This window comes from Xylanibacter ruminicola Ga6B6 (assembly GCF_000687715.1).
GTDB classification, from domain to species: Bacteria; Bacteroidota; Bacteroidia; order Bacteroidales; family Bacteroidaceae; genus Prevotella; species Prevotella ruminicola_B.
The window spans coordinates 16,207-42,834 of the sequence record NZ_JHXD01000019.1; the positions used below are offsets into that span (position 1 = coordinate 16,207).

Annotated in this window: 25 protein-coding genes; 16 read left to right on the plus strand and 9 right to left on the minus strand. The window is 49.9% G+C overall.

Features of this window, described 5'->3' with window-relative positions; genetic code table 11:
- Positions 1-459: 459 nt before the first annotated feature.
- The 7 genes from asnA to rodA all read left to right on the plus strand — a co-directional run bounded on the left by asnA (position 460) and on the right by rodA (position 8,033).
- Positions 460-1,497, plus strand: a complete 1,038-nt coding sequence (gene asnA / locus T500_RS0111205) for an aspartate--ammonia ligase (RefSeq protein WP_028908185.1) — start codon at positions 460-462, stop codon at positions 1,495-1,497.
- Between the two features lie 166 nt (positions 1,498-1,663).
- Positions 1,664-2,266, plus strand: coding sequence for an IMP cyclohydrolase (locus T500_RS0111210; RefSeq protein ID WP_013065513.1), 603 nt, complete (start codon positions 1,664-1,666; stop codon positions 2,264-2,266).
- 35 nt (positions 2,267-2,301) lie between these two features.
- Entirely contained in the window at positions 2,302-3,324 is a 1,023-nt protein-coding gene (locus T500_RS0111215) for a rod shape-determining protein (RefSeq protein ID WP_013064665.1), read from the plus strand.
- A gap of 21 nt (positions 3,325-3,345) precedes the next feature.
- Positions 3,346-4,215 (plus strand): rod shape-determining protein MreC, encoded by an 870-nt coding sequence (gene mreC, locus T500_RS0111220; protein ID WP_013064278.1) that lies wholly within the window; start codon positions 3,346-3,348, stop codon positions 4,213-4,215.
- Positions 4,216-4,220: 5 nt separating this feature from the next.
- The gene (mreD, locus tag T500_RS0111225; RefSeq protein WP_028908186.1) at positions 4,221-4,721 is read left to right on the plus strand and encodes a rod shape-determining protein MreD; all 501 of its coding nucleotides are present in this window, start codon (positions 4,221-4,223) and stop codon (positions 4,719-4,721) included.
- The gene (mrdA, locus tag T500_RS0111230) at positions 4,718-6,577 is read left to right on the plus strand and encodes a penicillin-binding protein 2 (RefSeq protein WP_028908187.1); all 1,860 of its coding nucleotides are present in this window, start codon (positions 4,718-4,720) and stop codon (positions 6,575-6,577) included. Before mreD ends, mrdA begins: the two co-directional genes overlap by 4 nt.
- Positions 6,558-8,033 (plus strand): rod shape-determining protein RodA, encoded by a 1,476-nt coding sequence (gene rodA, locus T500_RS0111235; protein WP_028908188.1) that lies wholly within the window; start codon positions 6,558-6,560, stop codon positions 8,031-8,033. The genes mrdA and rodA overlap by 20 nt, the downstream gene beginning before the upstream one ends.
- On the opposite strand, the gene T500_RS0111240 is transcribed toward rodA, so the two are convergent.
- Genes T500_RS0111240 through metF form a run of 4 tightly spaced genes read right to left on the minus strand, consistent with a single transcriptional unit; the run spans position 8,019 to position 11,696 of the window.
- Positions 8,019-8,483, minus strand: coding sequence for a gliding motility lipoprotein GldH (locus T500_RS0111240; RefSeq protein WP_028908189.1), 465 nt, complete (start codon positions 8,481-8,483; stop codon positions 8,019-8,021). The genes rodA and T500_RS0111240 overlap by 15 nt on opposite strands.
- The gene (locus tag T500_RS15875; RefSeq protein ID WP_036909005.1) at positions 8,473-9,621 is read right to left on the minus strand and encodes a stage 0 sporulation family protein; all 1,149 of its coding nucleotides are present in this window, start codon (positions 9,619-9,621) and stop codon (positions 8,473-8,475) included. Before T500_RS15875 ends, T500_RS0111240 begins: the two co-directional genes overlap by 11 nt.
- A gap of 3 nt (positions 9,622-9,624) precedes the next feature.
- Positions 9,625-10,737 (minus strand): ATP-binding protein, encoded by a 1,113-nt coding sequence (locus T500_RS0111250; RefSeq protein ID WP_028908190.1) that lies wholly within the window; start codon positions 10,735-10,737, stop codon positions 9,625-9,627.
- Complete coding sequence (gene metF / locus T500_RS0111255) at positions 10,734-11,696, minus strand: methylenetetrahydrofolate reductase [NAD(P)H] (protein ID WP_028908191.1); 963 nt, start codon at positions 11,694-11,696, stop codon at positions 10,734-10,736. Before metF ends, T500_RS0111250 begins: the two co-directional genes overlap by 4 nt.
- Before the next feature lie 59 nt (positions 11,697-11,755).
- On the opposite strand from metF, the gene T500_RS0111260 reads away from it, so the two are divergent.
- A complete protein-coding gene (locus tag T500_RS0111260; protein ID WP_028908192.1) occupies positions 11,756-12,709 on the plus strand; it encodes a hypothetical protein in 954 nt (317 codons plus the stop codon).
- Here T500_RS0111260 and T500_RS0111265 read toward each other — a convergent pair.
- Positions 12,706-13,158 carry a helix-turn-helix domain-containing protein gene (locus T500_RS0111265; RefSeq protein WP_028908193.1) on the minus strand — a complete coding sequence of 151 codons (453 nt, stop codon included), beginning with the start codon at positions 13,156-13,158 and terminating at the stop codon, positions 12,706-12,708. The genes T500_RS0111260 and T500_RS0111265 overlap by 4 nt on opposite strands.
- A 132-nt stretch (positions 13,159-13,290) precedes the next feature.
- Positions 13,291-15,297, minus strand: coding sequence for a polysaccharide biosynthesis protein (locus T500_RS0111270; protein ID WP_028908194.1), 2,007 nt, complete (start codon positions 15,295-15,297; stop codon positions 13,291-13,293).
- 127 nt (positions 15,298-15,424) lie between these two features.
- Between T500_RS0111270 and T500_RS0111275 the strand changes: the two genes are divergently transcribed.
- Genes T500_RS0111275 through T500_RS0111300 form a run of 6 tightly spaced genes read left to right on the plus strand, consistent with a single transcriptional unit; the run spans position 15,425 to position 20,936 of the window.
- A complete protein-coding gene (locus tag T500_RS0111275; RefSeq protein ID WP_028908195.1) occupies positions 15,425-16,159 on the plus strand; it encodes a sugar phosphate nucleotidyltransferase in 735 nt (244 codons plus the stop codon).
- Positions 16,149-17,297 (plus strand): galactokinase family protein, encoded by a 1,149-nt coding sequence (locus T500_RS0111280; RefSeq protein WP_028908196.1) that lies wholly within the window; start codon positions 16,149-16,151, stop codon positions 17,295-17,297. Before T500_RS0111275 ends, T500_RS0111280 begins: the two co-directional genes overlap by 11 nt.
- Positions 17,298-17,311: 14 nt before the next feature.
- Complete coding sequence (locus T500_RS0111285; RefSeq protein ID WP_028908197.1) at positions 17,312-18,373, plus strand: NAD-dependent epimerase/dehydratase family protein; 1,062 nt, start codon at positions 17,312-17,314, stop codon at positions 18,371-18,373.
- Between the two features lie 12 nt (positions 18,374-18,385).
- The gene (locus tag T500_RS0111290; RefSeq protein ID WP_028908198.1) at positions 18,386-19,549 is read left to right on the plus strand and encodes an FprA family A-type flavoprotein; all 1,164 of its coding nucleotides are present in this window, start codon (positions 18,386-18,388) and stop codon (positions 19,547-19,549) included.
- Positions 19,550-20,614, plus strand: coding sequence for a glycerate kinase (locus T500_RS0111295; protein WP_028908199.1), 1,065 nt, complete (start codon positions 19,550-19,552; stop codon positions 20,612-20,614).
- A complete protein-coding gene (locus T500_RS0111300) occupies positions 20,598-20,936 on the plus strand; it encodes an MGMT family protein (protein ID WP_028908200.1) in 339 nt (112 codons plus the stop codon). The genes T500_RS0111295 and T500_RS0111300 overlap by 17 nt, the downstream gene beginning before the upstream one ends.
- 6 nt (positions 20,937-20,942) lie before the next feature.
- Here T500_RS0111300 and T500_RS0111305 read toward each other — a convergent pair whose 3' ends face one another.
- Genes T500_RS0111305 through lysS form a run of 3 tightly spaced genes read right to left on the minus strand, consistent with a single transcriptional unit; the run spans position 20,943 to position 24,467 of the window.
- Positions 20,943-21,704 (minus strand): DNA alkylation repair protein, encoded by a 762-nt coding sequence (locus T500_RS0111305; RefSeq protein WP_028908201.1) that lies wholly within the window; start codon positions 21,702-21,704, stop codon positions 20,943-20,945.
- Positions 21,705-21,706: 2 nt separating this feature from the next.
- Positions 21,707-22,702 carry an NAD(P)H-dependent glycerol-3-phosphate dehydrogenase gene (locus T500_RS0111310; protein WP_013064950.1) on the minus strand — a complete coding sequence of 332 codons (996 nt, stop codon included), beginning with the start codon at positions 22,700-22,702 and terminating at the stop codon, positions 21,707-21,709.
- 37 nt (positions 22,703-22,739) lie between these two features.
- Positions 22,740-24,467 carry a lysine--tRNA ligase gene (gene lysS, locus T500_RS0111315; RefSeq protein ID WP_028908202.1) on the minus strand — a complete coding sequence of 576 codons (1,728 nt, stop codon included), beginning with the start codon at positions 24,465-24,467 and terminating at the stop codon, positions 22,740-22,742.
- Between the two features lie 156 nt (positions 24,468-24,623).
- Here lysS and T500_RS0111320 point away from each other — a divergent pair, with 156 nt between their 5' ends.
- Positions 24,624-25,604, plus strand: coding sequence for an ROK family protein (locus T500_RS0111320; protein ID WP_028908203.1), 981 nt, complete (start codon positions 24,624-24,626; stop codon positions 25,602-25,604).
- Positions 25,605-25,616: 12 nt separating this feature from the next.
- Complete coding sequence (locus T500_RS0111325) at positions 25,617-26,615, plus strand: ROK family protein (protein WP_051612038.1); 999 nt, start codon at positions 25,617-25,619, stop codon at positions 26,613-26,615.
- The last annotated feature ends 13 nt before the right edge of the window (positions 26,616-26,628 follow it).

Below are 26,628 nucleotides of genomic sequence, written 5' to 3' on the forward strand. Positions count from 1 at the left end.
CCCGTGAGGGTGGTTGGGATTATTTTATCCTTTCGTTTTAAATATTTTAAACAATAAAACGGGCGATTGTATCGATTTAATGATATTGGTCAATAAATTGTTTAAAATATGTAAATTTCAAGGAAACCCGTCTTTTAGTTGCGGTTTTATGCTTACCTTTGCATCACGAAAATAGATTGGGTGTTTAGTATTAATAAAAGTATAGTAGAATTTTAAGAGAAAAGTAGGAAGTTTATCTTCTATAAAGATCTATCAGTCCATTAATTTTTTGATATCTGAAGGGGTGTGCGCCGTGAGGCACGCACCCTTTTGCTTTTCTATAACCGGTCAGGTGTAAGGTGTCAAAAAGTTAGTAATAATCAATGTATTTGTGTCATTTTGCAAAAATATTCTCAATTTTGCTTGCATATTTGATAAAAATGTGTACCTTTGCACGCAAAATTATCATAAACGATTAAAATGGGACAAGTAATTAAACCCGTGATGTACGAACCGCTGCTGGATATGAAGCAGACGGAACAGGGTATTAAACTGATAAAGGAGTTCTTTCAACAGAACCTGTCGACAGAACTGAGATTGAGACGTGTAACAGCACCACTGTTTGTGTTGAAAGGACTGGGTATTAACGACGACCTGAACGGTGTGGAGCGCCCTGTGAGCTTCCCCATCAAGGATCTGGGTGATGCCAAGGCCGAGGTGGTACACTCGCTGGCTAAGTGGAAGCGCTTGAGTCTGGCTGAGTACAAGATTGAGCCAGGCTATGGTATCTATACCGATATGAACGCTATCCGTGCTGATGAGGAGCTTGACAACCTACACTCGTTGTACGTGGACCAGTGGGACTGGGAGGCTGTAATCCGTAAGGAAGATCGCACCCTGGCATTCCTGAAGAACATTGTGGAGCGTATCTATGCGGCCATCCGCCGTACAGAGTATCTTACCTGCGAGACTTATCCGCAGATAAAGCCTTTCCTGCCCGAGAAGATACACTTTGTACATGCCGAGGAGCTGGTAGAGATGTATCCCGACAAGACACCTAAGGAGCGCGAGGATGCCATCTGCGAGCAGTATGGTGCCGTATTTATTATAGGTATAGGTGGCAAGTTGAGTGACGGCAAGAAGCACGACGGACGTGCACCAGACTATGACGACTGGAGCACCACAGCTGAGGACGGACGCAAGGGACTGAATGGTGATATACTGATATGGTACCCTGTGCTGGGACGTAGCTTTGAGCTGTCGAGTATGGGTATACGTGTGGATAAGGAGAGCTTGTTGCGCCAGTTGAAGCTGGAAGGCAAAGAGGAGCGCGAGCAGCTTTACTTCCACCAGCAGCTGCTGAACGACAAGCTGCCACTGAGCATTGGTGGTGGTATCGGTCAAAGCCGACTCTGTATGGTATTGCTACACAAGGGACATATCGGCGAGATTCAGGCCAGTATCTGGCCTGAGGAAATGCGTAAGCAGTGCAAGGCACTGGGGATGAACCTGATTTAGTTAGAACCCATGAAGGAATGGGTGTATCATTTTACGCTGAAATAATTGACCTATCATATTTTTAACACGGATTAATCTAAAATTTCGACGAGAAATTGAGGTTAATCCGTTTTCTTTTTGTACCTTTGCAGCCAAAAATTATATTTATAACGTTATAAGGATAAAAATGGCTGAAATTAAGAAGATTAAGACCGCATTGGTGAGTGTTTTCCACAAGGATGGACTTGACGAGCTTTTGAAGAAACTGAATGCTGAGGGCGTAAAGTTCCTGTCGACTGGTGGAACACAGCAGTTTATCGAATCACTTGGATATGAGTGTCAGAAGGTAGAGGATGTTACAACCTACCCATCTATTCTGGGTGGACGTGTAAAGACCCTGCATCCAAAGGTGTTTGGAGGTATTCTGGGACGCAGAGATAACGAGGGCGATCAGGAGCAGATGAAGAAGTATGAGATTCCTGAGATCGACCTGGTGATTGTTGACCTTTACCCATTTGAGCAGACTGTGGCCAGCGGTGCCAGCGAAGCTGATATCATTGAGAAGATTGATATCGGTGGTATTTCACTGATTCGTGCTGGAGCCAAGAACTTCAAGGATGTGGTTATCGTGCCCAGCAAGGCTGAGTACAGTGTACTGCTCGACATCCTGAACAAGAAGGGTGCACAGACCGATATTGAGGATCGCCGTATGTTTGCTACTCGCGCCTTTGGCGTAAGCAGCCACTACGATACTGCTATCAACGCTTGGTTTGAGAAAACCGCTAAGTAATTGATAATTGAAAATTGATAATTGATAATTAAATAATGGGATTTTTTAGTTTCGTACAGGAAATTGCCATGGACCTTGGCACTGCCAACACCATCATTATCAGCGATGATAAGATTGTGGTAGATGAGCCTTCGGTTGTGGCTTTGGATCGCCGTACCGACAAGATGATTGCCGTGGGTAACGAGGCGAAGATGATGTATGAGAAGACTCATGAGAATATACGTACTATCCGCCCTCTGCGCGATGGTGTGATTGCCGACTTCTCGGCTTGCGAGCAGATGATGCGTGGACTGATTAAGATGGTACACACAGGTAGCCGCCTGTTCTCGCCCTCACTGCGTATGGTGATTGGCGTTCCTTCGGGCAGTACCGAGGTAGAGCTGCGTGCTGTACGCGACTCAGCTGAGCATGCTGACGGACGTGACGTTTACCTGATTTTTGAGCCTATGGCTGCTGCTATCGGTATCGGTATCGATGTAGAGGCACCAGAGGGTAACATGATTGTTGATATCGGTGGTGGTTCTACCGAGATTGCTGTCATCTCACTGGGTGGTATCGTTTCGAACAACTCGATCCGTACTGCTGGTGACGACCTGACAGCTGATATCCAGGAGTATATGTACCGTCAGCATAACGTGAAGGTATCAGAGCGTATGGCTGAGCGTATCAAGATTAATGTAGGTTCGGCTCTGACCGACCTGGGCGACGAGGCTCCTGAGGACTTTATCGTTCACGGACCAAACCGTATTACAGCCCTGCCTATGGAGGTGCCTGTATGCTATCAGGAGATTGCACACTGTCTGGATAAGACCGTGGCCAAGATTGAGAACGCTGTACTCTCGGCACTCGAGAATACTCCCCCAGAGCTGTATGCCGATATCGTGAAGAATGGTATCTATCTCTCAGGTGGTGGCGCTCTGCTTCGCGGCTTGGACCGTCGTTTGACCGACAAGATGCATATCCCATTCCACGTGCCCGAGGATCCCTTGCACAGTGTGGCTAAGGGTGCCGGCATTGCACTGAAGAATATCGATAGATTTAATTTCTTGATGAGATAATCAATAAGGTAGTTTGGGCCGATGCGCAATCTGCTGGATTTCCTATACAAGTATCATCACTGGCTAGTTTTCGTATTACTCGAAGTAGTCAGTGTTGTTCTGTTGTTTAAGTACAACAGTTATCAGAATAGTGTGTGGTTTACAAGTGCCAATGCCGTGGCAGGCAAGGTGTACGAGATGGAGAGTAAGCTGACCAGCTATATGGCTATGGCCGAGCTGAACGAACAGCTGACCCTGCGTAACATCTACCAGGAGCGACAGCTTGACCAGTTGCGACGCCTGTATGCCGAGGCTACCAAGGATACGACTGCCGCTGAGCGCGAGGAGCTGGCTTTCCTGAGTAACTACCAGCTGATACCCGCCAAGGTGGTTGAAAACTCCATACACAAGGCTGAGAACCTGATTACCATCGATAAAGGACGTAAGGATGGTGTAGAGCCCGATATGGGTGTGGCATGCGGTAATGGCGTGGTAGGTGTGGTTTACTTGGTGAGCGACCACTATTCGGTGGTTATCTCGGCCTTGAACGCTGCCTCGTCGCGTATCAGCTGCAGCATTCGTAACCGTGGCTACTTTGGCTATCTGCACTGGTATGGTGGCGACCCATCGGTGGCTTATGTGGAGGATGTGCCACGCCACGCCAAGTTTAACTTGGGCGAGTGGATGGTAACCAGCGGCTTCTCGAGTATCTTCCCTTCGGGTGTGCAGGTAGGTAAGATTGAACAGGTGTATAACTCGAGCGATGGTTTGAGTTACAAACTGAAGGTGCGTCTGAGTACCGACTTTGGTAACCTGCGCGATGTGGTGGTGATCAGCGACAAGAGTATAGCCGAGCGTGCTGCATTGATGCAGGCTGCCCGCGACTCAATCAGTTTTAAACAGCGACAGTAAGTGCTATGAAGATAGAATTGATAAACCGACTGGTGATGTTTGTGGCCTTGTTTGTGGCTCAGGTACTGATTCTGAACCATGTACACCTGTTAGGGGTGGGCACACCACTGCTGTACGTGTATTTTATCATCACCTTCCGTCGTAACTTCCCCAAGTGGCTGGTACTGGTATCGAGCTTCTTGTTAGGACTGCTGATTGATATATTCTCGAATACACCTGGACTGGCTGCCAGCACCATGACACTGGTGGCACTGGCACAGACATACCTGATTGATCTGGTGGCGCCACGCGACTCGGCCGAAGACCTGGAGGCATCGGCCAAAGTGCTGGGGGCCAGTAAGTTTGTAACGTTAAGCGCCCTGCTTACACTGCTGTACTGCCTGGTGTTCTTCGCACTCGAGGCGTTTAACTTTTTTGATGTGCTGTTATGGTTGGCCCGATCGGTAGTAAGCTTTGTGCTTACGATGGTACTGATTCTGGCCGTAGAAAGTGTGAGAAGCCGGTGAAGCAAAAAGACTTTGATCTGGAATACCGTAAATACGTGATTGCTGGGGTGGCCGCACTGATTGTGTTCATCTACATCATCCGTTTGTTCATGCTCCAGATTACAAGTGATGACTACAAGAAAAGTGCCGACTCGAATGCTTTCCTGAAAAAAATAGAATACCCTTCGCGTGGAGCCATTCTGGATCGCAAGGGTAAGCTGCTGGTGTATAACCAGCCATCGTACGATATCATGGTGGTGATGAACGAGATGAAGGACCGTTTGGACACCCTCGACTTCTGCACTGCCTTGGGCATTACCAAGGAGGAGTTTGAGAAGCGCATGGCCACCATCAAAGACCGCAACAAGAATCCTGGTTACTCGCGCTTTACCGAGCAGCTGTTTATGAGTCAGCTGAGCGATAAGGACTTTAGTGTGTTCCAGGAGAAGATGTACCGTTTCCCCGGCTTTTACATTCAGAAGCGCAGTGTGCGTCAGTATACCTATGACATGGGCGCGCACGTGTTGGGCGATGTGGCTGAGGTGTCGCCCGGGGATATCGAGGAGGACGACTACTATCAGCCGGGCGACTATATCGGTAAGTTGGGTATAGAGCGCTCGTACGAGAAAGAACTGCGTGGACAGAAAGGTATCCAGATTCTGTTGCGCGATGCCCACGGACGTATCCAGGGGCGTTATAAGAACGGAGCCCTCGACCAGCGTGCCGTCCCTGGTAAGAACCTGACTCTGGGTATTGATGCCGATTTGCAGGCCTTGGGCGAGCGCCTGATGGAGGGTAAGATTGGTGCTATTGTGGCCATCGAGCCTGCTACGGGTGAGGTGCTGTGTATGGTATCATCGCCCACGTACGACCCCCGACAGATGGTAGGACGCTTGCGTAGTAAGAACCATCGTGCCCTGTCGCAGGATGTGTGGAAGCCCCTGCTGAACCGTGCCATCATGGGACAGTATCCACCAGGCTCTACCTTCAAGACCACCCAGGGACTGACATTTATGACCGAGGGTATCATTAACTCGCACACCTTGTACCCCTGTTCGCATGGCTTTAATTTCAAAGGTCTGCATGTGGGCTGTCACGGACATGCGGCACCACTGCCTTTGGTACCTGCCCTGAGTACATCGTGTAACGGTTACTTCTGCTGGGGACTGTATCACATGATTAATACCAATGTGAGCAAATACGGATCGGTACAGAACGCCATGAACACCTGGCGCGACTATATGGTATCGATGGGATTCGGTTACCGTCTGGGTATCGACCTGCCTGGTGAGAAACGTGGACTGATACCTAACGCCATGTTCTATGATAAGGCCTACAAGGGCTCGTGGAACGGACTCACCATCATCTCTATCGCCATTGGTCAGGGTGAGGTGAATGCCACCCCACTGCAGATTGCCAATCTGGGTGCTACCATTGCCAACCGTGGCTATTATCTGGTGCCCCATGTGGTGAAGAATGTGCAGGGACAGCCTCTTGATACGCTCTACACCCGCAAGCATTACACCAAGGCCAGCAAAGAGGCCTACGACTATGTGGTGCAGGGCATGCGCTCGTCGGTATTAGGCGGTACGTGTAAGGAGCTGGGAAAATACGATTTTAATGCCTGCGGTAAAACGGGTACGGCCCAGAACCGTGGACACGACCACTCGGTATTTATGGGCTTTGCACCCATGGAGAACCCGAAAATCGCTGTTGCCGTATATGTTGAGAACGGTGGATGGGGTGCCACCTACGGTGTGCCCATTGGCGGTTTGATTATGGAGAAATATTTAAAAGGTAAACTCTCGGAGGCCAGCATAGCTAAGGCCAAGAGTATTCAGGAACGTAGAATAGCTTATGGCGCAGGCGATAGGTAACAGAAAAGAAAAAGGAGTGATTCGCTCGCTCGATTACTGGACGATCATCATTTACATCGCCCTGCTTACCTTTGGATGGGTGAGTGTGTGTGGTGCCAGCTACAGTTATGGCGAGACCGACTTGTTCAGTCTGAGCACCCGTTCGGGTATGCAGATTGTATGGATTGGTACCTCGATTGTGCTGGGCTTCGTCATCCTGATGCTCGACGACCGCTATCTGGACATGTTTGCCTACATCATATTCGGCATCATGCTGCTACTGCTATTCGGAACCATCTTTAACCCGCATAGTATCAAGGGTTCCCGATCGTGGCTGGTGTTGGGACCCATCAGACTGCAACCAGCCGAGTTTGCGAAGTTCGCGACGGCCCTGGCCCTGGCGAAACTGATGAACACCTATGGTTTTACCATTGCCAAATGGAAGGATTTTGCCCTGGTATTGGGTGTGATTTTCGTGCCCATGCTGTTTATCGTGCTGCAGCGCGAGACGGGTTCGGCACTGGTATATCTGTCGTTCTTTCTCATGCTGTATCGCGAGGGTATGCCTGGCAGTATCCTGTTTACTGGTGTGGCTATGGTGGTGTACTTTGTGGTGGGCATACGCTATGCCGACACCATGATGGTATATACGCCTACATCAGTAGGAAAATTTGCTGTGCTGCTGATGGTGCAGCTGTTCTCTGCCGGACTGCTGTATGTGTACTGCAACGACAGGCGAGACACCATACGTATGGCCATGATAGGACTGGGTGCAACCCTGGTGGCCCTTATCTTCGGCTTGCTGATTATCCCCTTCGACCTGAATTACGTAGAGATGGCACTGTGTGTGGTGCTGATTATCTATCTGCTATACCGGTTCCTGGCCACACGCTTGCGTAACTATCTCTGGATTACCGCCTTTGCAGTTGGCTCGCTGATGTTCTATAATGTGGCCGACTATGCGCTGAACCATGTGCTGGAACCCCACCAGCGTGTACGTATCAACGTGCTGCTGGGACTGGAGGAGGACCTGAAGGGTGCCGGTTATAACGTACACCAGAGCGAGATTGCCATCGGATCGGGTGGCTTGCAAGGAAAGGGCTTTTTGAATGGAACACAAACCAAACTGAAATACGTGCCTGAACAGGATACCGACTTTATCTTCTGTACCGTAGGCGAGGAAGAGGGTTTTGTGGGCTCAGCAGGTGTGTTGCTGCTGTTCCTGGCGCTGATATGGCGCCTGATACATCTGGCCGAACGTCAGGTACACAGGTTCGGACGTGTGTACGGCTATTGTGTGGTAAGTATCTTCCTGTTCCATGTGTTTATCAATGTGGGCATGGTATTAGGTCTTACACCGGTTATCGGTATCCCGTTGCCATTCTTCAGCTATGGCGGTTCATCGTTGTGGGGATTCACCCTGCTGCTGTTTATCTTCCTACGTATTGACGCAGGAAGAAACCTACTGAGAAATTAAGATACCTACATCGCTGATGCCTTGCATGTTCTCCTGTTTCATGTAATGCATCACGTACATGTGCAGCGAGTCGCCCTCGTTCAGCTGCAGACTGTCGACATCAAACGTATATTGGTAACAGCTGATGCCGCTGCCTATCACGTGGCCGTTCTTCTCTACCAGCTTACAATCTACACGTTTACGCAGCTTGCGTCCTACAGGGTAGATATCCTGCTCTACAATCACGCTGATGCCCAGGAAGGGCAGCTTGTTGTTGGTACGCAGCATCAGCTGCTGGTGATAGTTGCCAGCCTGCTTGACAGGGGGCACGTAGAAGTGCATGGTATCCGTGCGCTCCCAGCCCTCGTTATCCACATGCTCGTAGTGATTATACACCACCGAACGATCGCAGGCTACCATCATGAGGAAGCCTGCCATCGCCAGTATCAGAGTGATTGCCTTATTTCGCATCCTTGGCCTCCTTTTTATCGTTAGCCTGTCGGTTGTTGTTGGGCTTCTTCTTCTTTTTCTTCTTCTTGGCCTTGTCGAAGCGACTGATATCGCCTCCTGCCAGATCGATATGTGGCTTGGGCTCTGCCTTCTTACCCTCGTCGTGAGTGAGCGATACGGGTTTCTCGCCACGCTTGTTCATCTCGATGATGGCCTTGGCACGCTCGGCAGTAATCGTCTCGCAGTTGACTGCAATATTCTTATCGGTGCTGTAGGTGCTGAGACCAGCCAGAATATCGTTCTTAAACAAGTGATAGTCGCCATCCTGGGTCTGCAGGATAATATCCTTGCTTGGCATCTGCTTGCCTGCCTCGATGTAATCATCCACCTCGTAGTTCAGACAGCACTTCAGCTTGGCGCACATACCTGCCAGCTTCTGTGGGTTGAGCGAGATGTCCTGGAATCGGGCGGCATTGGTGCTCACACTCGAGAAGTTCTTCATCCAGGTGGCACAGCACAACTCACGGCCGCAAGGACCTGTTCCACCAATACGTCCTGCCTCCTGACGCGCACCAATCTGCTTCATCTCGATACGTACATGGAAGGCTTGCGCTAAGTCCTTGATGAGCTGACGGAAATCCACACGCTCGTCAGCGATATAGTAGAAGATGGCCTTGTTGCCATCGCCCTGATATTCTACGTCGCCAATCTTCATGTCGAGACCCAGCCCCTTGGCTATCTTACGACTCTCGATCATGGTAGAGTGCTCACGAGCCTGTGCCTCACGCCATTTCTGGATGTCGTTCTCGCGGGCTATGCGATAGATGCGTTTGATATCGTCGGGCGACTTGATGTTCACCTTCTTCAGCTGCAGTTTTACCAGACGGCCTGTGAGGGTTACCACACCGATGTCGTGACCAGGACTGGCCTCTACGGCTACAATGTCGCCCTTCTTCAGGTCCAGATTATTTACGTTGTGGTAGTAGCCTTTGCGGGTGTGCTTGAACTGCACCTCAACCAGATCGGTGGTGTAGGGGTTGCCAGGCACATCGGCCAACCAGTCGTAAGTGTTCAGCTGCTTGTCCTGGCGCCCCACTGCCTGGTGGCACAAACCGCGGTCGCAACCTACGTGTACGATATGTTCTTTAGATTTTTCCATTCTCTATTTTTGTAACAGTAATACAATCATTTGTAGGGCCAAGTCGAAGAATACAATCTTTCCGTTGGCGTTCTGACCAATGTCGCGAATGGCCAGATTAGCCATATCGGTAATGGGCAGGATATTCTTCTCGTTCACAAAGCGCGCAAAGTTCTTGGCAAAGTCCTCTTCGCGTTGTGTCATATATACCAGTTCCTCGTTGTGGAAGTTGTACATGAAGTTCTCGCGAGTCATTCGCAAAAAGTACGTCAGCCAGCGCTTCTGCTTCTCACGTCCCATGCCAGCCAGCTGCTCGCTCCACTTGCGCAGGTCTTTAATCTTGCGCTGGTAGGCCAGACGCATCAGCATCATGTACATATCGAGGAACAGCTCGTTCTCAGAGCCTACCTGCAGCTCGTCGAGGGCCTTTATCCAACTGCCATTGGCCAGTCGGGCTATACGGTGGGCATCGTCGGCACTGATGCCACGCTTTTCTACGAGTGCCTGTTCGATGGCCTCGTTGGGTATCTTCTTTACATCGATGCGCTGCACACGACTGCGGATGGTTTCCAACAGCTTGTCGGGCTCCTCGCATACCATGATGAATACCGTTTGCTGTGGGGGCTCCTCAATCAGCTTGAGCAGCTTGTTTGCGCACTCTATGTTCATGCGCTCAGGGAGCCAGATAATGCTGACTTTATAGCCGCCCTGACTGGATTTCAGACTCAGTTTGCGTACCAGATCATCGCTCTCGCCAGCTGTGATGATGGCCTGCTGGTTCTCAGCGCCCATGGCTGTCATCCACTCTTCCATCGTGAAGTACAGACTGCGCATCACCAACTGGTGCCAGTCCTTGGCAAAATCGTCGCTCACGGGTTTGTGTTCGGCACTCATCGATGGCAGTTTGATGGTGGGGTAGGTGAAGTGCAGGTCGGGATGCTCCAGCTTGGCCAGCATGGCTTTGGCTGATGGGGTGCCATTATCCAACAGATGGCAGGCAAAAGCCACGGCTAACGGCAGCTTGCCACAGCCCTGCGGACCGCACAGCATGAGTGCGTGGGGCAATCGCTCCTCGCGTACCAGCTGTAGCAATCGCTCCTCGGCCTCTTTCTGTCCTATAACCTCGTCGAAACTCATCTCACTACTAATCGCTTTACAATCTCTGCTACACTGTCTACAGCCGAAACGGTGTAGAAATGGATGTTGTGTACCCCATGCGCATGCAGATCCTTGCACTGCTGGGTAGTCCACTCTATACCTAACTGCTTGGCATCCTCATCGGTCTTGCATTTCACTACCTCCTTGGCCAGGGGCTCAGGGATATCGCAGTGGAATGTCTTGGGCACTACCGTCAGCTGACTCAGCTTGGCCATGGGCTTGATGCCTGGGATGATGGGGATAGTGATGCCCATCTGACGTGCCTTCTCCACAAAAGCATAGTACTTCTCGTTGTCGAAGAACAGCTGTGTTACGGCATACTGGGCACCCAGGTCCTGCTTCTGCTTCAGGTATTGCATGTCCATCTCCAGGTTAGGCGCCTCCTCGTGTTTCTCGGGGTAGCAGGCCACACCATAGTCGAACGGACGACCAGGATTCTTGATGGGTGTGCCATCCGCAAAGAAGCCCTCGTTAAAGCGTTTTACCTGAGCCATCAAGTCGGTGGTGTGCGCATGACCGCCAGGGGTAGGCTGGAACCGGCTGTCCTCCTTGGCCTTATCGCCACGCAACAGCAACAGATCGTTAATGCCTAAGAATTGCAGGTCGAGCAGCTCGTACTCGATATCCTCGATGGTAGCACCACTACAGATGACGTGGGGCTGAACGGGAATCTGATAACGCTGCTGGATGGCTGCGGCTATGGCGATGGTTCCTGGGCGGCGACGAATGCGACGACGCTCAAACTGCCCATTCTCAAGTTCGTGATACACAAACTCCGAGTGATGGGTGGTAATGTTGATGTAGGCTGGGTCGAATTCTCTTAGTTTGTCGATATCGGCAAACAGTTTGGCTGTGCCAGTACCCTTCAGCGGTGGCAGCACTTCGAACGAGAATCGCTTAGCCTCCTTATCTTGATGTATAAACTCAGTAACACTCATATTGGCTGCAAAGATACTAAAAATTTCTTTATTACAAAAATTTTTTGTAATTTTGCGGCATGAAACTGAAGCAATTTGTAAAAGACTGGACTCTTCCAGTGGCAATAGCCGTTGGTACTGTTGTGTATCTGCTGTTTTATCTGCTGCCTTTCCTTGATGGCGCAGGTGATACGTTAGGTGAGGTGGTGGATACCATTTTTCCGTTTATGGTGTTCTCAACACTGTTCTCGACCTACTGCCGTATCGACTTTCATCAGATGCGTCCCCACCGCTGGCACATAGGCGTGCTGGTGGCACAGGTGGCTTTGGTGGCACTTAACGTGTGGATCATCTTCCAGGTTGATGCCGACCCCGAACAGAAATTGCTTTGGGAGAGTGTGCTGACGTGTATCATCGGTCCTGCAGCTACGGCGGCTCCAGTGGTTACAGCCAAGATTGGCGGTAACATCAATACCATGACGGCTTACGTGGTGATGTCGGCCTTTGCTTCGGCCCTCATGATTCCTGCCGCGTTCCCCTTGTTGGAACGTGGTGTCAGCACTGGTTTCTGGGCGGTGTTCTTCATCATCCTGCAAAAGCTGGCTATGGTGCTGGTGGCTCCACTGGTGCTGGGATGGTTGGTGCAGCACTATGCCAAGCGTCTCTGCGCATGGATTGTGTCGATACCCGACCTCTCGTTCTATCTTTGGGCTGCACAGTTGGCAGTAACATCGGGTGTTACCGTGCGTAACATTGTTCATAGCGATGCTGCCTTACGTACGCTGCTGCTGATAGCCATGATGTCGCTGATTCTTTGCTTTGTGCTTTTCCTGATGGGCCGTTGGATTGGTCGCCAGTTAGGTGATGAGATCGATGGCGGTCAGGCTTCGTTCCAGAAAAATACGGCCCTGAGCATCTGGGTAGCCTATACCTACCTAAACCCAGTGGCATCGGTCGGTGCAGGCTGTTATGTGCTGTGGCAGAATATCGTTAACTCGCTGGAGTTGTACGAATACCGTAAAAAGCATGCTTAAGCTTTTTTGCTGCTACGCTTGCGCTTTTTAGGGCCCAGGTGCTTCACGCGGAATTCGCGTGGGGTGGTGTTCAAGAATCGGTAGAACGAGGCATAGAATGCCTGACGGGTACCAAAACCTACCATCTCGCCAATTTCGCTGATTGATTTTTCACGGTATGCCTCCTCGGTCAAAAGCGTCATCGCCTCGTTAATGCGATGCTTGTTTATCAATCCATTAAAGTTAGTGTGGAATCGCTCTGTCATCACTGCTGAGATATAACGGCAGTTGGTGCCAAGGTCGGCAGCCAGTTTGCTGGCTGTGTAATCCTTTTCGCGATATTTCTTGTCATCTACAATAATCTCTACAATTCTGTCATGGAGCTCGTCCTTACGCTCGTCGCCTAATATATTGTGGTAATCGGCTGTACACTTCTTTAGTTCAGTAATTTGATATTTTCCTGTTGCCATTTTTTAACAATCTTTTTACATTTTTCCTGATATCGCAGCCCGAAAAGGGCAAAACGGATGCGAAGGTACAAAAAATCGTCGACATAGCGCACCACTGCACGCTATGTTAACGATATTTTAACATATTGAAATTTACTTATCTAACTTCTCGTAGACAGAGTTGTTAGATTTATATTCAGGCACAATCTGTTTCATCTTGGCTACTGTAGCCATATCGTCGTAATGCTGCGATATCTCGATGAGTTCGTTGATATCCTTGCATACTTGATCGTAGGCATACTCGCGCACCTCAGCGATACGAATCTTCTCGTGGAAGGTGGGTTTGGTACCCTCCAGTTCGTTCAGCACCTCTTCGTACAATTTCTCACCTGGGCGCAAGCCAGTAAACTTGATCTCTACGTTCTTGGCGCCTGAGAGCTTGATCATACGCTTAGCCAGATCGGCAATCTTCACGGGCTTACCCATATCGAAAACAAAAATCTCGCCACCGTTACCCTTGGTACCTGCCTCAAGCACCAGCTTACAGGCCTCGGGTATCAGCATGAAGAAGCGTACAATGCGCTCATCAGTTACAGTCACAGGTCCACCATTCTTTATCTGCTCACGGAACAAGGGGATAACACTTCCGTTCGATCCCAGCACATTACCAAAACGGGTGGTTACGAACTGGGTGCGGGCTGTAGGACTGGCAATCTGGCCTGCAGTAACAAAACTGTTCGCGTTGCCCAGTTTCTCCATATATGCGCCTATGCGACGTGTCTTGATAGCCAGATCCAGACTCTGCACGTAAATCTCGCAGATACGCTTTGAACAGCCCATCACGTTAGTGGGGTTCACAGCCTTATCGGTAGATACCATCACAAATTTCTTCACGCCATATTTTACTGATAGGTCGGCTATCACCTTGGTGCCATAGATATTGTTCTGCACAGCCTCACTGGGGTTGTCCTCCATCATGGGCACGTGCTTGTAGGCAGCAGCATGGAACACATAGTCGGGACGGAAGCGCTTAAACAGTTCCTCCATACGCTTCTCCTTGCAGATGGATGTTACCACCGTCTCGGCAGGGATATGGGGGAACTCCTTCATCATCATCAATCGGATGTCGTGCTCAGGGGTTTCAGCCTGGTCAATCAGCAGCATGGCTGCTGGATTCAACTTGGCTACCTGACGACAGATCTCCGATCCGATAGAACCAGCAGCACCAGTCACCAGCACACGCTGTCCTGTCAACAGTTCGCCAATCGATTTCATATCCACACGAATCTCCGAACGGGGCAGCAACTCTTCAACGCTGACCTCGCGCAACTGCATCTGGGTATAGTCGATATTGGCGTTCTCATCCAGCTGGTCCTGATCCATCTCTACCGCACCCTGTGCCATGTAGATTTTGGCGCCAGCACCGATGATGATATCCTGCAATTCCTGGTTATCACGGAAGCCCTTTACACGCAGGGGCGAAACCATTACAGCCTCGATGTCGTTCTTGCGAATCACGTCGGCTATATCGTCGCTTATTGTATATACCTTCTGCCCCATAATCTCCTGGTGCTTGGCTTTCTCGTAATGCGTAATAAAGCCCTTTACCACATATTTGCGGGGGCGTTGCGATCTGATGTACTTAGCCAATCCCACACCACCACTCATGGCACCATAAATCAAAATGCGCATAGCGCGCGTGTTTGAGAAGGCCACGTCGTACAGGGTCTTCACAAATATGCGCAGAGCCCACATCAGCAGGGTAGCAATAATAAAAATAAGGAATATGCTGGTGGTATTATAGCATACAAACAAGTCGCATGGCAACTCGCATGTGAAATGCTCTGCAATCCAGGCTAACACAAATGTCACGCCATTGCAATAGGCCACACGCATCAAGTCGACAAAGCTTGAGTAGCGCATAAAGCCCGAATAGGTATGGAAGATGCGGAATCCGGGTATGCTCAGCAGCACAAATATCATCACAGTGTTGATGACCTGCAACGTGTTTTCGAACAGTGTTACAGCATCATTAAATATCCAGTACGTTAACACACCGCTAAACATCACTATTGCACAGTCAATCAGCAATATGATCCAATATGGTAGCGAGTTTTTGGTAAAATACCAGTTTAAAATCTTGTCAAAGGGATTCCTCATAATTTTTTAAGTTATCGTAAAACTTGGTGCAAAGGTAGCCTAATTTCGTCAAAACGCCAAATTTTTGCTAAGTTTTTTGCATTTATCGAAAAAAACACTATCTTTGTAGCCAAAAAACGGATGCATTATGAAGAATATCGTGATAGCGGCAGGTTATGCCACCCGTTTGGGCGAATTGACTAAGAACTTCCCCAAACCTCTGCTCAAGATTGGAGAGAACACCATCTTGGGACGTATGCTCGATGATATCGACCAGATTCCAGATATCGACGAACACATTATTATTACCAACCACAAGTTTGCCCATATCTTCGAGGATTGGGCTGCCAAAGTTAAGTACAACAAACCCATCACCATCGTAGATGATGGTACCGAAACCAATGATAGCCGCTTAGGTGCCGTATGCGATTTGCTGTTTGCCATGGACAAACTGCATATCGACGATGATTTGCTGGTAGTGGCAGCAGATAACCTGCTGTTCTTCTCGTTTCAGGAGTTTGTAGATTTCGCCAAACAGAAAGGTACCTCATGCATTATGTGTCACGAGCAGCCTTCGATTGAAAAGCTACAGCGCACAGGTGTGGTTGAGCTCGATGCCGAAAACAAGGTGCTGGGCATGGAGGAGAAGCCCCAGCAGCCCAAGAGTCACTGGGCAGTGCCACCTTTCTATATATACCTGAAGCAGGATCTTGATCTGGTGCGTCACTCGGTAGAGAATGGTTGCGGCAAGGATGCCCCAGGTAATCTGGCCCATTATATGGTGGAACATACCACCATGCATGCCTGGCCCATGAGTGCCGGCAGATTCGATATCGGTTCATTGGATACTTACTACCAAGCAGTAGAAAAATATGGAAAATAAGTTTCAGTATCACATTTTCTCGCCCTATCGCGTATGTCCCTTGGGCGCCCATGTTGACCACCAGCACGGTCTGGTTACGGGTTTTGCCATTGATAAAGGTGTCGACCTGTGGTTCGATGTTGTCGAAGATGGTCATGTACATCTCGAAAGCAAGACTTTTGAAGGTATTGTTGATTTCGACATCGATGCACCTACGCAGGTAAAAGAACGTCATTGGGGCGACTATGCCCGTGGTGCCAAATATGCCCTCAAGAAGCGCTTCGAACTCAAACGAGGCATCACAGGTGTTATCCAGGGCTCGCTGCCTGTAGGCGGCCTCTCATCGAGTGCTGCTGTACTCATCGCTTACGTGATGGCTTTTGCCAAGGCCAATGATATCACGCTGCAGCCCTTCGAGGTGGTGAAGATCGCTTCAGAGGCCGAGCGCGAGTATATCGGACTGAACAACGGTCTGCTCGATCAGGCCTGTATAGCCCTGGGCAAGAAGGATGGACTGCTGTTCCTGGATTGCGACAGCAACGATTGGCGCATCATCAAGCGCAACCCTGAGATGCCTGAGTTTGAGATTGGTATCTTCTTTAGCGGATTGACCCGAAGCTTGGTGAATAGCGATTACAACCTGCGTGTGTACGAATGTAAGACAGCCGCCTGGAACATGCTGGCCTATACCGAACAGCCCCTGAAAACGTTCGACAAAACCTTCTTGCGCGATATCCCTAAGGCCACGTTCGAAAAAACGCGTATCGCCATGCCAGCGCGTTTTGCCCGCAGAGCAGAGCATTTCTACAGCGAGTATCGCAGAGTGCGCCAGGGTGTCACAGCCTGGGAGACGGGCAACCTGAAGCTTTTCGGAAAACTGAGCTTCGATTCCTGCGAGAGTTCTATCCACAACTACGAATGTGGCTCTCCTGAGCTCATCGCTATCTACGAGATTATGCGTTCCCTCCCCGGAGTCTATGGCGGTCGCTTCAGTGGTGCCGGCTTCAAAGGTGCCTGCATCGCCCTGGTAGATCCCGCCCACAAGGCCGATATCGAAAAGGCCCTAACAGAACGCTATCTCGCCCAGTTCCCCGAATACGAACGCACCTTCCGAGTTTTCTGGGTAAAGCCCGATGACGGTGCAAGATTCATCGATTAATAATAAATAAAGATATGAATAAAATTGATTTAAATGGTAAAACCATCCTTGTAACTGGCAGTGCCGGCTTTATTGGTTCAAATTTGGTCCTTCGTCTGTTCAAGGACCTGAGTGCGGGCACGATCATAGGTCTGGATAACCTGAACGATTATTACGATCCATCGCTGAAGGATTACCGCCTCAGCGTGATTGAAAAGGCAAAGCCTGCAGGAATAGAATACAAGTTTTTTAAGGCTGATTTGGCGGATAAGGCTACTATCGATAGTCTTTTCGAACAGTACCACTTCGATGTAGTAGTCAATCTGGCAGCTCAGGCCGGCGTGCGCTATAGCATCACCAATCCCGATGCCTATATCATGAGCAACATGATAGGCTTCTACAATATCCTCGAGGCCTGTCGTAATCACCCTGTAGAGCATTTGGTTTACGCCAGCTCATCCAGCGTTTATGGTGGCAATAAGAAGGTACCTTTCAGCACCGATGACCGTGTGGATAACCCCGTGTCACTCTATGCTGCCACCAAGAAGAGCAACGAGCTCTTTGCCCACTGCTATTCTAAGCTCTACGATATCCCCAGCACAGGTCTGCGTTTCTTCACCGTCTATGGTCCTGCCGGTCGTCCCGATATGGCCTATTTCGGCTTCACCAACAAACTGCTGAAAGGCGAGACTATCCAGATTTTTAACTATGGCAACTGCCGTCGCGACTTCACTTATGTTGATGATATCGTTGAGGGTATCGTACGTGTGATGCAGGGTGCTCCCGAGCGCAAGAAGGGCGAAGACGGTCTGCCCATCCCCCCATATGCTGTGTATAACATCGGTGGCGGTCAGCCCGAGAATCTGCTCGACTTCGTGAATATCCTTCAGGAAGAGCTGGTACGTGCAGGCGTACTGCCTCAGGACTTTGACTTTGAGGCCCACAAAAAGCTGGTTCCCATGCAGCCTGGTGATGTCCCCACCACCTATGCCGATGCTACTGCCTTGGAGCGCGACTACGGCTTTACGCCAAAGATCACCCTGCGCGAAGGCCTCCGTCACTTTGCCGAGTGGTACAAGGATTATTATCAGAAATAACATAATTTACCAATGAATATGATTAGCGATACCATCAAGTATATCGGTGTAGACGATCTCGACATCGATTTGTTTGAGAGTCAGTATGTGGTGCCCGAGGGCATGAGTTATAACTCGTATCTCATCGACGATGAGAAGATAGCAGTGCTGGATACAGCCGATCGCAGAAAGGGCGAAGAGTGGAAGAAGAATCTTACTGCTGCGTTGAATGGTCGCCAGCCTGACTATCTGGTGGTTCACCACATGGAACCCGACCATTCGGCACTCATCGCTTGGATGCTGGAGACTTATCCTGGTGTGCAGCTGGTGTGCAGTGCCCAGGCCGTAAAAATGCTGTCTAACTTCTTTGAGGGGGTAGACTTTACTGGTCGTGTGGTTACTGTAAAAGAGGGCGACACCCTCGCATTGGGTAAGCACACACTGCAGTTTATCGGAGCTGCGATGATTCACTGGCCCGAGGTGATCATGAGCTATGACACCACCGATAAGGTGCTGTTCAGTGCCGATGGCTTTGGTAAGTTTGGTGCATTAGTGAATGAGACTGATGACTGGGCTTGCGAGGCACGCAGGTATTACTTTAATATCTGTGGCAAGTATGGTTCGCAGGTGCAGATGGTAGTGAAGAAGATGGCTGCGCTCGATGTGCAGACTATCTGTCCGCTGCATGGTCCTGTGCTGAAGGGTGAGGCTTTGACCGAGGCTGTACGCTTGTATGATATCTGGAGCAAGTACGAGCCCGAGAGCGCGGGTATACTGATAGCCTACGCCAGCATTCATGGTGGCACAGCTAAGGCTGCTGAGAGACTGGGAGAGATCCTGCGCGCAAAGGGCGCTCCTAAGGTTGTGGTGAGCGACCTGAGTCGTTCGGATATGGCCGAGGTTATCGAGGATGCTTTCCGCTATCCTACAGTGGTGGTAGCTGCTTCGAGCTACGATGCAGGCGTGTTCCCCGTGATGCACGATTTCCTGTATCATCTGCAAATCAAGAACTATCAGAAGCGCAAGTTCGGTATTGTCGAGAATGGTAGCTGGGCTCCTACGGCCGGCAAGACCATGCGTACCATGATCGAGGCATTGAAGGACTGTGAGATTGTGGAGCCTATGGTAACCATCCGTTCGCGTATGAAAACTACCGATGAGGCTCTGCTGCAGCAGTTGGCCGATAGCTTGCTGTAAATGAAAAAAATCATCGTAGCCATCGATTCGTTCAAGGGCTGTCTCACATCTGTTGAGGCTAACCAGGCAGCCTGTGAGGGTATTCTTGCCAAGATACCCGATGCTCAGGTTGTTCAGGTGCCCGTGAGCGATGGTGGTGAGGGCTTTATGGAGGCATTCCAGGCTGCAATGGGTGGCGAGATTGTGCAGGCGAATGTAAAAGACCCGCTGATGCGCCCCATTGTAGCTCCTTATCTGTTGCAGGGTGATACGGCTGTGATAGAGATAGCCAAAGCCAGTGGTCTCACCCTGCTCAAGCCTGAGGAGCGGAATCCGATGGTAGCCACTAGTTACGGAACTGGTCGGTTGGTGGTTGATGCTGTGCGTAGAGGTTGCAAACATATCATCGTAGGTCTTGGCGGCAGCGCCACCAGCGATTGCGGTATCGGCATGCTGCGGGCAATTATCGATGCCTTTGCAAAAGGTGGCTCGTGGGATGATGTGCGCCAGCTCGATGATGTGCGTTTCACCATCGCCACCGATGTTACCAACCCCCTTTGTGGCGATAATGGCGCAGCCCATGTGTTTGCACCGCAGAAAGGTGCAACACCCGAACAGGTGCTTGCCCTTGATGCCCGTGCCCAACGTTTTGCTCATGTCTCTGCCAAACATATGGGGCGCGATTGTCAGGATATGTCAGGTGCAGGTGCTGCAGGGGGCTTAGGCTACGCTTTCCTGCAATACATGCAAGCTGAGTGTCGCTCTGGTATCTCCCTTTTGTTAGATACCATTCATTTCGACGACCTGCTACAAGATGCTGACTACGTCATCACTGGCGAGGGCTCAGCCGATTGCCAGACGCTCATGGGTAAGTTGCCTTATGGTATCCTGCAGCGTGCCCAACGGCATGACGTACCTGTGTTGCTCATCGCTGGTCGTATTGCCGATGAACAACAACTCCTGGCTGCCGGCTTCGTCCGTGTTGCCTGCATCAATCCCCCAGGCACACCACTCGAAATCGCTATGCAACCCGCAACGGCTAAGGAAAACATCAGACTTACAATTCAGAATGAAGGATTATCCTGACAAGATGTCGCCAGAACAGGCGAGAGCCTTTCGCGATGCTGTGTTGAACATTGTGGCTCAGATACCCTGCGGTTGCGTTACCACCTATGGTGATATCGCTGCTCTGGCAGGCTGGCCCAGTCATTCGCGTATGGTAGGTAGAACACTTCGCTATACGCCTGGTGCTGAGGTGTTACCCTGTCATCGGGTGGTGAACAAAGAGGGGCGTACTGCGCCTGGCTGGAGTAGACAAAGAACCTTGCTGGAAGAAGAAGGTGTATCTTTTAAATCAAACGGATATGTAGATATGCAGAGGCACCTTTGGGTACCAGAAGTGGAATAATAGGCCCTACCCAGGGTGTAGCCAATACTGGCGCTCGGGTTCGGGGAGTTTCTCGATGGCATAGCGAAGCATGGTACGGGGCATTTCGTGGGCGTGTTGGCGGAGGAAATCGCGCAAGAGGTCTTCGCTAACACGCTTGCCCATCTCTCTTAGCATCCAACCAACGGCCTTATGTATGAGGTCGTGTGGGTGATGCAGATGGATTTCGGCATAACGCAGGCACCAGGTGGGATCACCCATCTGTGAGGTTTTCCAAGAACAGACCATACTCATGCGCTGTTTCCACAGGCAGGGGCTTTGGGCCAGCTCATCTAATACCTGCAGTTTGTAATCTTTATCGCCTAAGTTGGAGGGCAACAAGAGCCAGTGGCCGAGGATTTTGTGAACAGAAAGATCTACCAGATCCCAATTGTTGGCTTGTTCGGCATATTGCAGATAAAGGGTGAGTATCTCGTCGCGGGTGCGTATGGCTTCTGGGTTGTGCTCAAGTCGCTTAGTGGCTAATTTCTCAAATTTAGCTACCAATATCAGCAGTCCACAAAGGCGCACCTCGTGCCAGCGGCACATGAGGAGTTCAGGAATTTCGCTTAATGGGAAATCCATCCCAACCAGCTTGACCACCTCGCGCGTCTGGGGAACCTTCAGACCTAAGAACTCATCACCCTCGCCATATTCTCCAGGACCAGTCTTGAAGAAGCCCATCAGAATACGTCGCTGAGCATCGTTGCGCAGCGATTCCATATGGTTGATAACTTCTTTGGCTGTCATTATTAGCGGAATGAATCGGTAAGGAGCTTAATCTCGATCTGGGGGGCGATGCGTTCGTATAGAATGTTATACACGGCATCGAGGATAGGCATGTTGACGTGACAGTGGCGATTGATCTCCTTCATACACTTGGTACCGAAGTAACCCTCGGCAATCATCTCCATCTCGATCTGGGCCGACTTAACGCTGTAGCCCTTACCAATCATGGTTCCGAAGGTGCGGTTACGACTGAAGTTGCTATAACCCGTAACCAGCAAATCGCCCAGATAAACACTATCGTAAGCATTGCGATCCAACGGATAAACGGCTGTGAGGAAACGATTCATCTCCTGCACGGCATTGGCCATGAGTACCGACTGGAAGTTATCGCCATATTTCAGGCCGCTGCAGATACCTGCAGCAATGGCATACACATTCTTCAGAACAGAAGAATACTCGATACCCACCACATCGGTAGAGGTCTTGGTCTTGATATACTCGCTCGACAGTACATCGCAGAAAGCCTGGGCTTTCTCACGGTCGGCACAACCTACGGTGAGGTAGCTGAGACGCTCGAGTGCTACCTCCTCGGCATGAGAAGGACCACCGATGCAAGCGAGATTCTCGTAAGGCACGTCGTAAACCTGATGAAAATACTCGCTACATACGAGATTTTCATCAGGTACGATACCCTTAATAGCTGTCAGTATGAATTTGTCGCGAATGCGCGTCTTCAACTTCTTCAGGTGACTCTTGAGGTAAGGCGAAGGGGTGACAAACACCAGCGTGTCGTACTGCTGGGCAATACGATTCAAATCGCTATCGAAGTTGATCTCATCGATATTGAAGTGGACACTGGTGAGGTAGGCGGGGTTGTGACCCATGCGACGGAAGTCCTCGATACGGTCGTCGCGACGCATATACCAACCTATATGGTGAGTGTGACTCACCACAATCTTGGCAATAGCTGTTGCCCAGCTGCCACCTCCGATAATTGCTATCTTACCACAATCGTACATTTCTTCAAATTGATAATTGACAATTGATAATTGACAATTAGGCTTGCGCCTTCTCAATCCAGGCGGCTACTTCATCAACTGAAGGCTTCTGGAGTTCGAGCTTGTACTTCTTGAAGATCTCACCAATCTTCTGCTGCAGCCCCTGAGGCTTCTCGTCCTTGATGTTGGTAATCAGGTTGAAACCAGCCTTGCGCAGTACTGGAACGATATCCTCAGGTACGCCAATCTCGGCCCACTCAGCAACAGATGACTGAGGAATCTTCTTCTCAGGCTTCATCTGTGGGAACAGCATCACCTCGCCAATAGCGAACTTACCAGTCATCAGCATCACCAGGCGGTCGATACCGATACCAATACCGAAGGTAGGAGGCATACCATACTGCAGAGCGCGCAAGAAGTCGTGATCGATGATCATAGCCTCGTCGTCGCCCTTATCGGCAAGCTTCATCTGCTCGATGAAACGCTCCTCCTGATCGATAGGATCGTTCAACTCTGAATATGCGTTAGCCAGCTCCTTACCATTAACCATCAGCTCGAAACGCTCGGTGAGACCGGGCTTAGAGCGGTGCATCTTGGTAAGTGGTGACATCTCAACAGGATAGTCGGTGATGAAAGTAGGCTGGATGAAGGTACCCTCGCAGAACTCACCAAAGAGCTCGTCGATCAGCTTACCCTTACCCATGGTCTCATCTACATCCATACCCTTAGAGAGGCAGAATGCACGAATCTCGTCCTCGGTCTTGCCATCGCAATCGAAACCAGTCTTCTCCTTGATGGCATCGAGGATAGGCAGGCGACGGAATGGGGCCTTGAACGAGATGATATTGCCATCGATCTCAACCTCGGGCTTGCCGTTTACGGCAGTACAGATCTCCTCGAGCATCTTCTCGGTGAAGGTCATACCCCACAGCAGGTCCTTATAGCTCACGTAGAGCTCCATACAGGTGAACTCAGGGTTGTGAGTCTTGTCCATACCCTCGTTTCGGAAGTTCTTACCCATCTCGTACACACCCTCGAAACCACCAACAATCAGGCGCTTGAGGTAAAGTTCGGTGGCGATACGCATATACATGTCCTGATTCAGGGCATTGAAGTGGGTGATGAATGGGCGGGCTGATGCACCACCTGCGATGCTCTGCAGGATAGGTGTGTCAACCTCGGTATAACCAGCGTTGTCGAGAATGCTACGCATGGTGCGGATGATCGTTGCACGCTTCAGGAAGGTATCCTTCACGCCCTCGTTAACTACCAGGTCGACATAACGCTGGCGATAACGCAACTCGGGATCATCAAACTTATCGTAGGCCACACCATCCTTATACTTTACGATTGGCAGTGGCTTGAGGCTCTTAGAAAGCAATGTGAGCTCAGAGGCATGTACTGAAATCTCACCAGTCTGGGTGCGGAAAACCTTACCCTTTACACCGATGAAATCGCCAATATCGAGCAAACGCTTGAATACATTATTATATAAGTCCTTGTTTTCGCCTGGGCAGATATCATCGCGGGTGATGTACACCTGGATGCGACCCTTTGAGTCCTGAAGCTCGGCAAATGATGCCTTACCCATGACACGACGGCTCATCATACGACCTGCGATAACGACCTCACGATCCTCATCGTCCTTGAAATTCTCCTTAATTTCTGTGCTGAATGCATTTGTTGGGAACTCGGCTGCAGGATATGGATTGATGCCCATGGCACGCAGTTCCTGAAGGCTCTGACGCCTTCCGATTTCTTGTTCGCTTAACTCTAAAATGTTCATCTTTAATATTCGAATATTTCAATTTTATGGGTGCAAAGTTACAAAAATCTCGCGAAAAATGCAAGATATGGGTAAATATTTGCAAAAAAAGTGAGAAAGATTTGCTCAGTCTCTAAAAAAAGTATATATTTGTGGCTGATAACTGAGAACACTTTGATGGAACAAGAAACAATCAAGAAGAGAGTCGTCGGGATTGACATCAGTCTTGAAGCTACCACCTACGCAATTGTTGACGTGAAGGGTGAGGTGGTTGTGATGGACAGTTTCCCGACATTAGACTATCCAGATATAAACCTGTTTGTATCAGTGCTGAGTGAGCGCGTGATGGAAATGGTGGAACGCAACGGTGGCTACGAGAGCATTCGTTCGGTAGGCATCAGTGCGCCTAGCTCCAACTTTATGACTGGTAGTATTGAGAATGCACCTAACCTGCCTTGGAAAGGCGTTATTCCCTTAGCTACTTTGCTTAGAGAACGTACTGGCTACGCTGTGGCTGTGGCTAATAATGCAGATGTAAGAGCTCTGGGTGAGCATACCTACGGACTGGCCAGAGGCATGCGCGACTTTGTGGTACTTACCATGGGCAGTGGCATTGGTAGCTGTATGTTCTCGAATGGTCTGATACATAAAGGTAACGAAGGTTTTGCTGGTGAGATTGGTCATACTTGTGTGGTAAATGGCGGCAGACAGTGCAGCTGTGGTAACAAAGGTTGCTTAGAGGCCTACGTGGCAAAAAAAGGCATCGTAGCTACTGCCAAAGAACTGTTGGACGAAACAACCACACCATCGTTGATGCGTGGCGTTGAGAATCTGAAGGCCTTGCAGATTGCTGAGTTTTGCAATCAGGGCGATGAACTGGCCATCGAAGTGTACCGTCGCACAGGTGAGATGTTGGGATTCGGATTGGCCAACTATGCTTCGCTGGTAGATCCTGAGGCCTTTATCTTTACTGGCGGACTTACAAAGGCTGGTAAATGGTTGTTCGATCCTGCCAAGGAGACATTTGACAAGCTGGTGTTCCATAATACCTATGGCAAAATCCAGTTCCTGATATCTGATGAGTATAAGGCCTCGAATGATATGTTAGGCGCCAGTGCCCTGGCATGGGAAGTAAGAGAATATTCGTTGTTTAAATAACAGAGAATAGTTATGGAGAAGAAAGACGAGAGCATCGACCAGATCAAAACACGTGTAGTAGGTATCGATATCCGCGTGGACCGTACCACTTTTGCTGTGGTAGATATCAGAGGAGAGATCGTGGCTCAGGATTATTTCCTGACTTCCGACTATACTGATATTAATGAATACGTGGCAGCCCTTTGTGAGCGTGTGGTAGCGCTGGTTGAGGAGAACGGTGGTTACGAAACCATCCGCTCGGTAGGTGTGAGTGCGCCTAGTGCCAGTGCAGTGACAGGTTGCATTGAGAATGCGGCCAATCTGCCTTGGAAGGGTGTGATACCTCTGGGAGCTATGTTGCGCGACCAATTAGGACTGGCTGTGGCAGTGGCCAATGATGCTCATATTACAGCGCTCAGCGAGAAATCGTACGGCAGTGCGCATGGCATGAAAGACTTCGTGGTGATTTCGATCAGTCATGGCGGACTGGGTAGCTGTTTCTTCTCAAACGGTCAGCCCCATCTGGGCTTTAATGGCTTTGCTGGTGAACTGGGACATACTTGTGTAGAGTTGAACGGTCGCCAGTGCGGTTGTGGTAACAAGGGCTGTCTGGAGACTTATTGCTCGGAGAAGGGCTTGATAAAGACTGCCGAAGAGATGATTGCTGCCAGTAAGGAGCCCACACTGCTGAGCGACATGCAGGAGCTGAGCATCAAGAGCATTGCTGACTGTTGTTATAAAGGTGATAAAGTGGCCATCGAGGTATTCCGTAAGACTGGAGAGATATTGGGATTGGGTATGGCCAACTATGCATCAGTGTTGAACCCTGAGGCTATTATCCTGACAGGCGATATGACGCAGGCAGGTAAGTGGCTGTTGAAACCCATGCGTGCCTCGTTCGAGGAGCACGTATTCCACAATATCAAGAATAAGACCCGTATCCTGGTGTCGATTCTGAAGGAAGGTGAGCGTGATGTGCTTGGCGCCAGCGCTCTGGCGTGGGATGTGAAGGAATATTCGTTGTTTAAATAATAACTAGACCTAT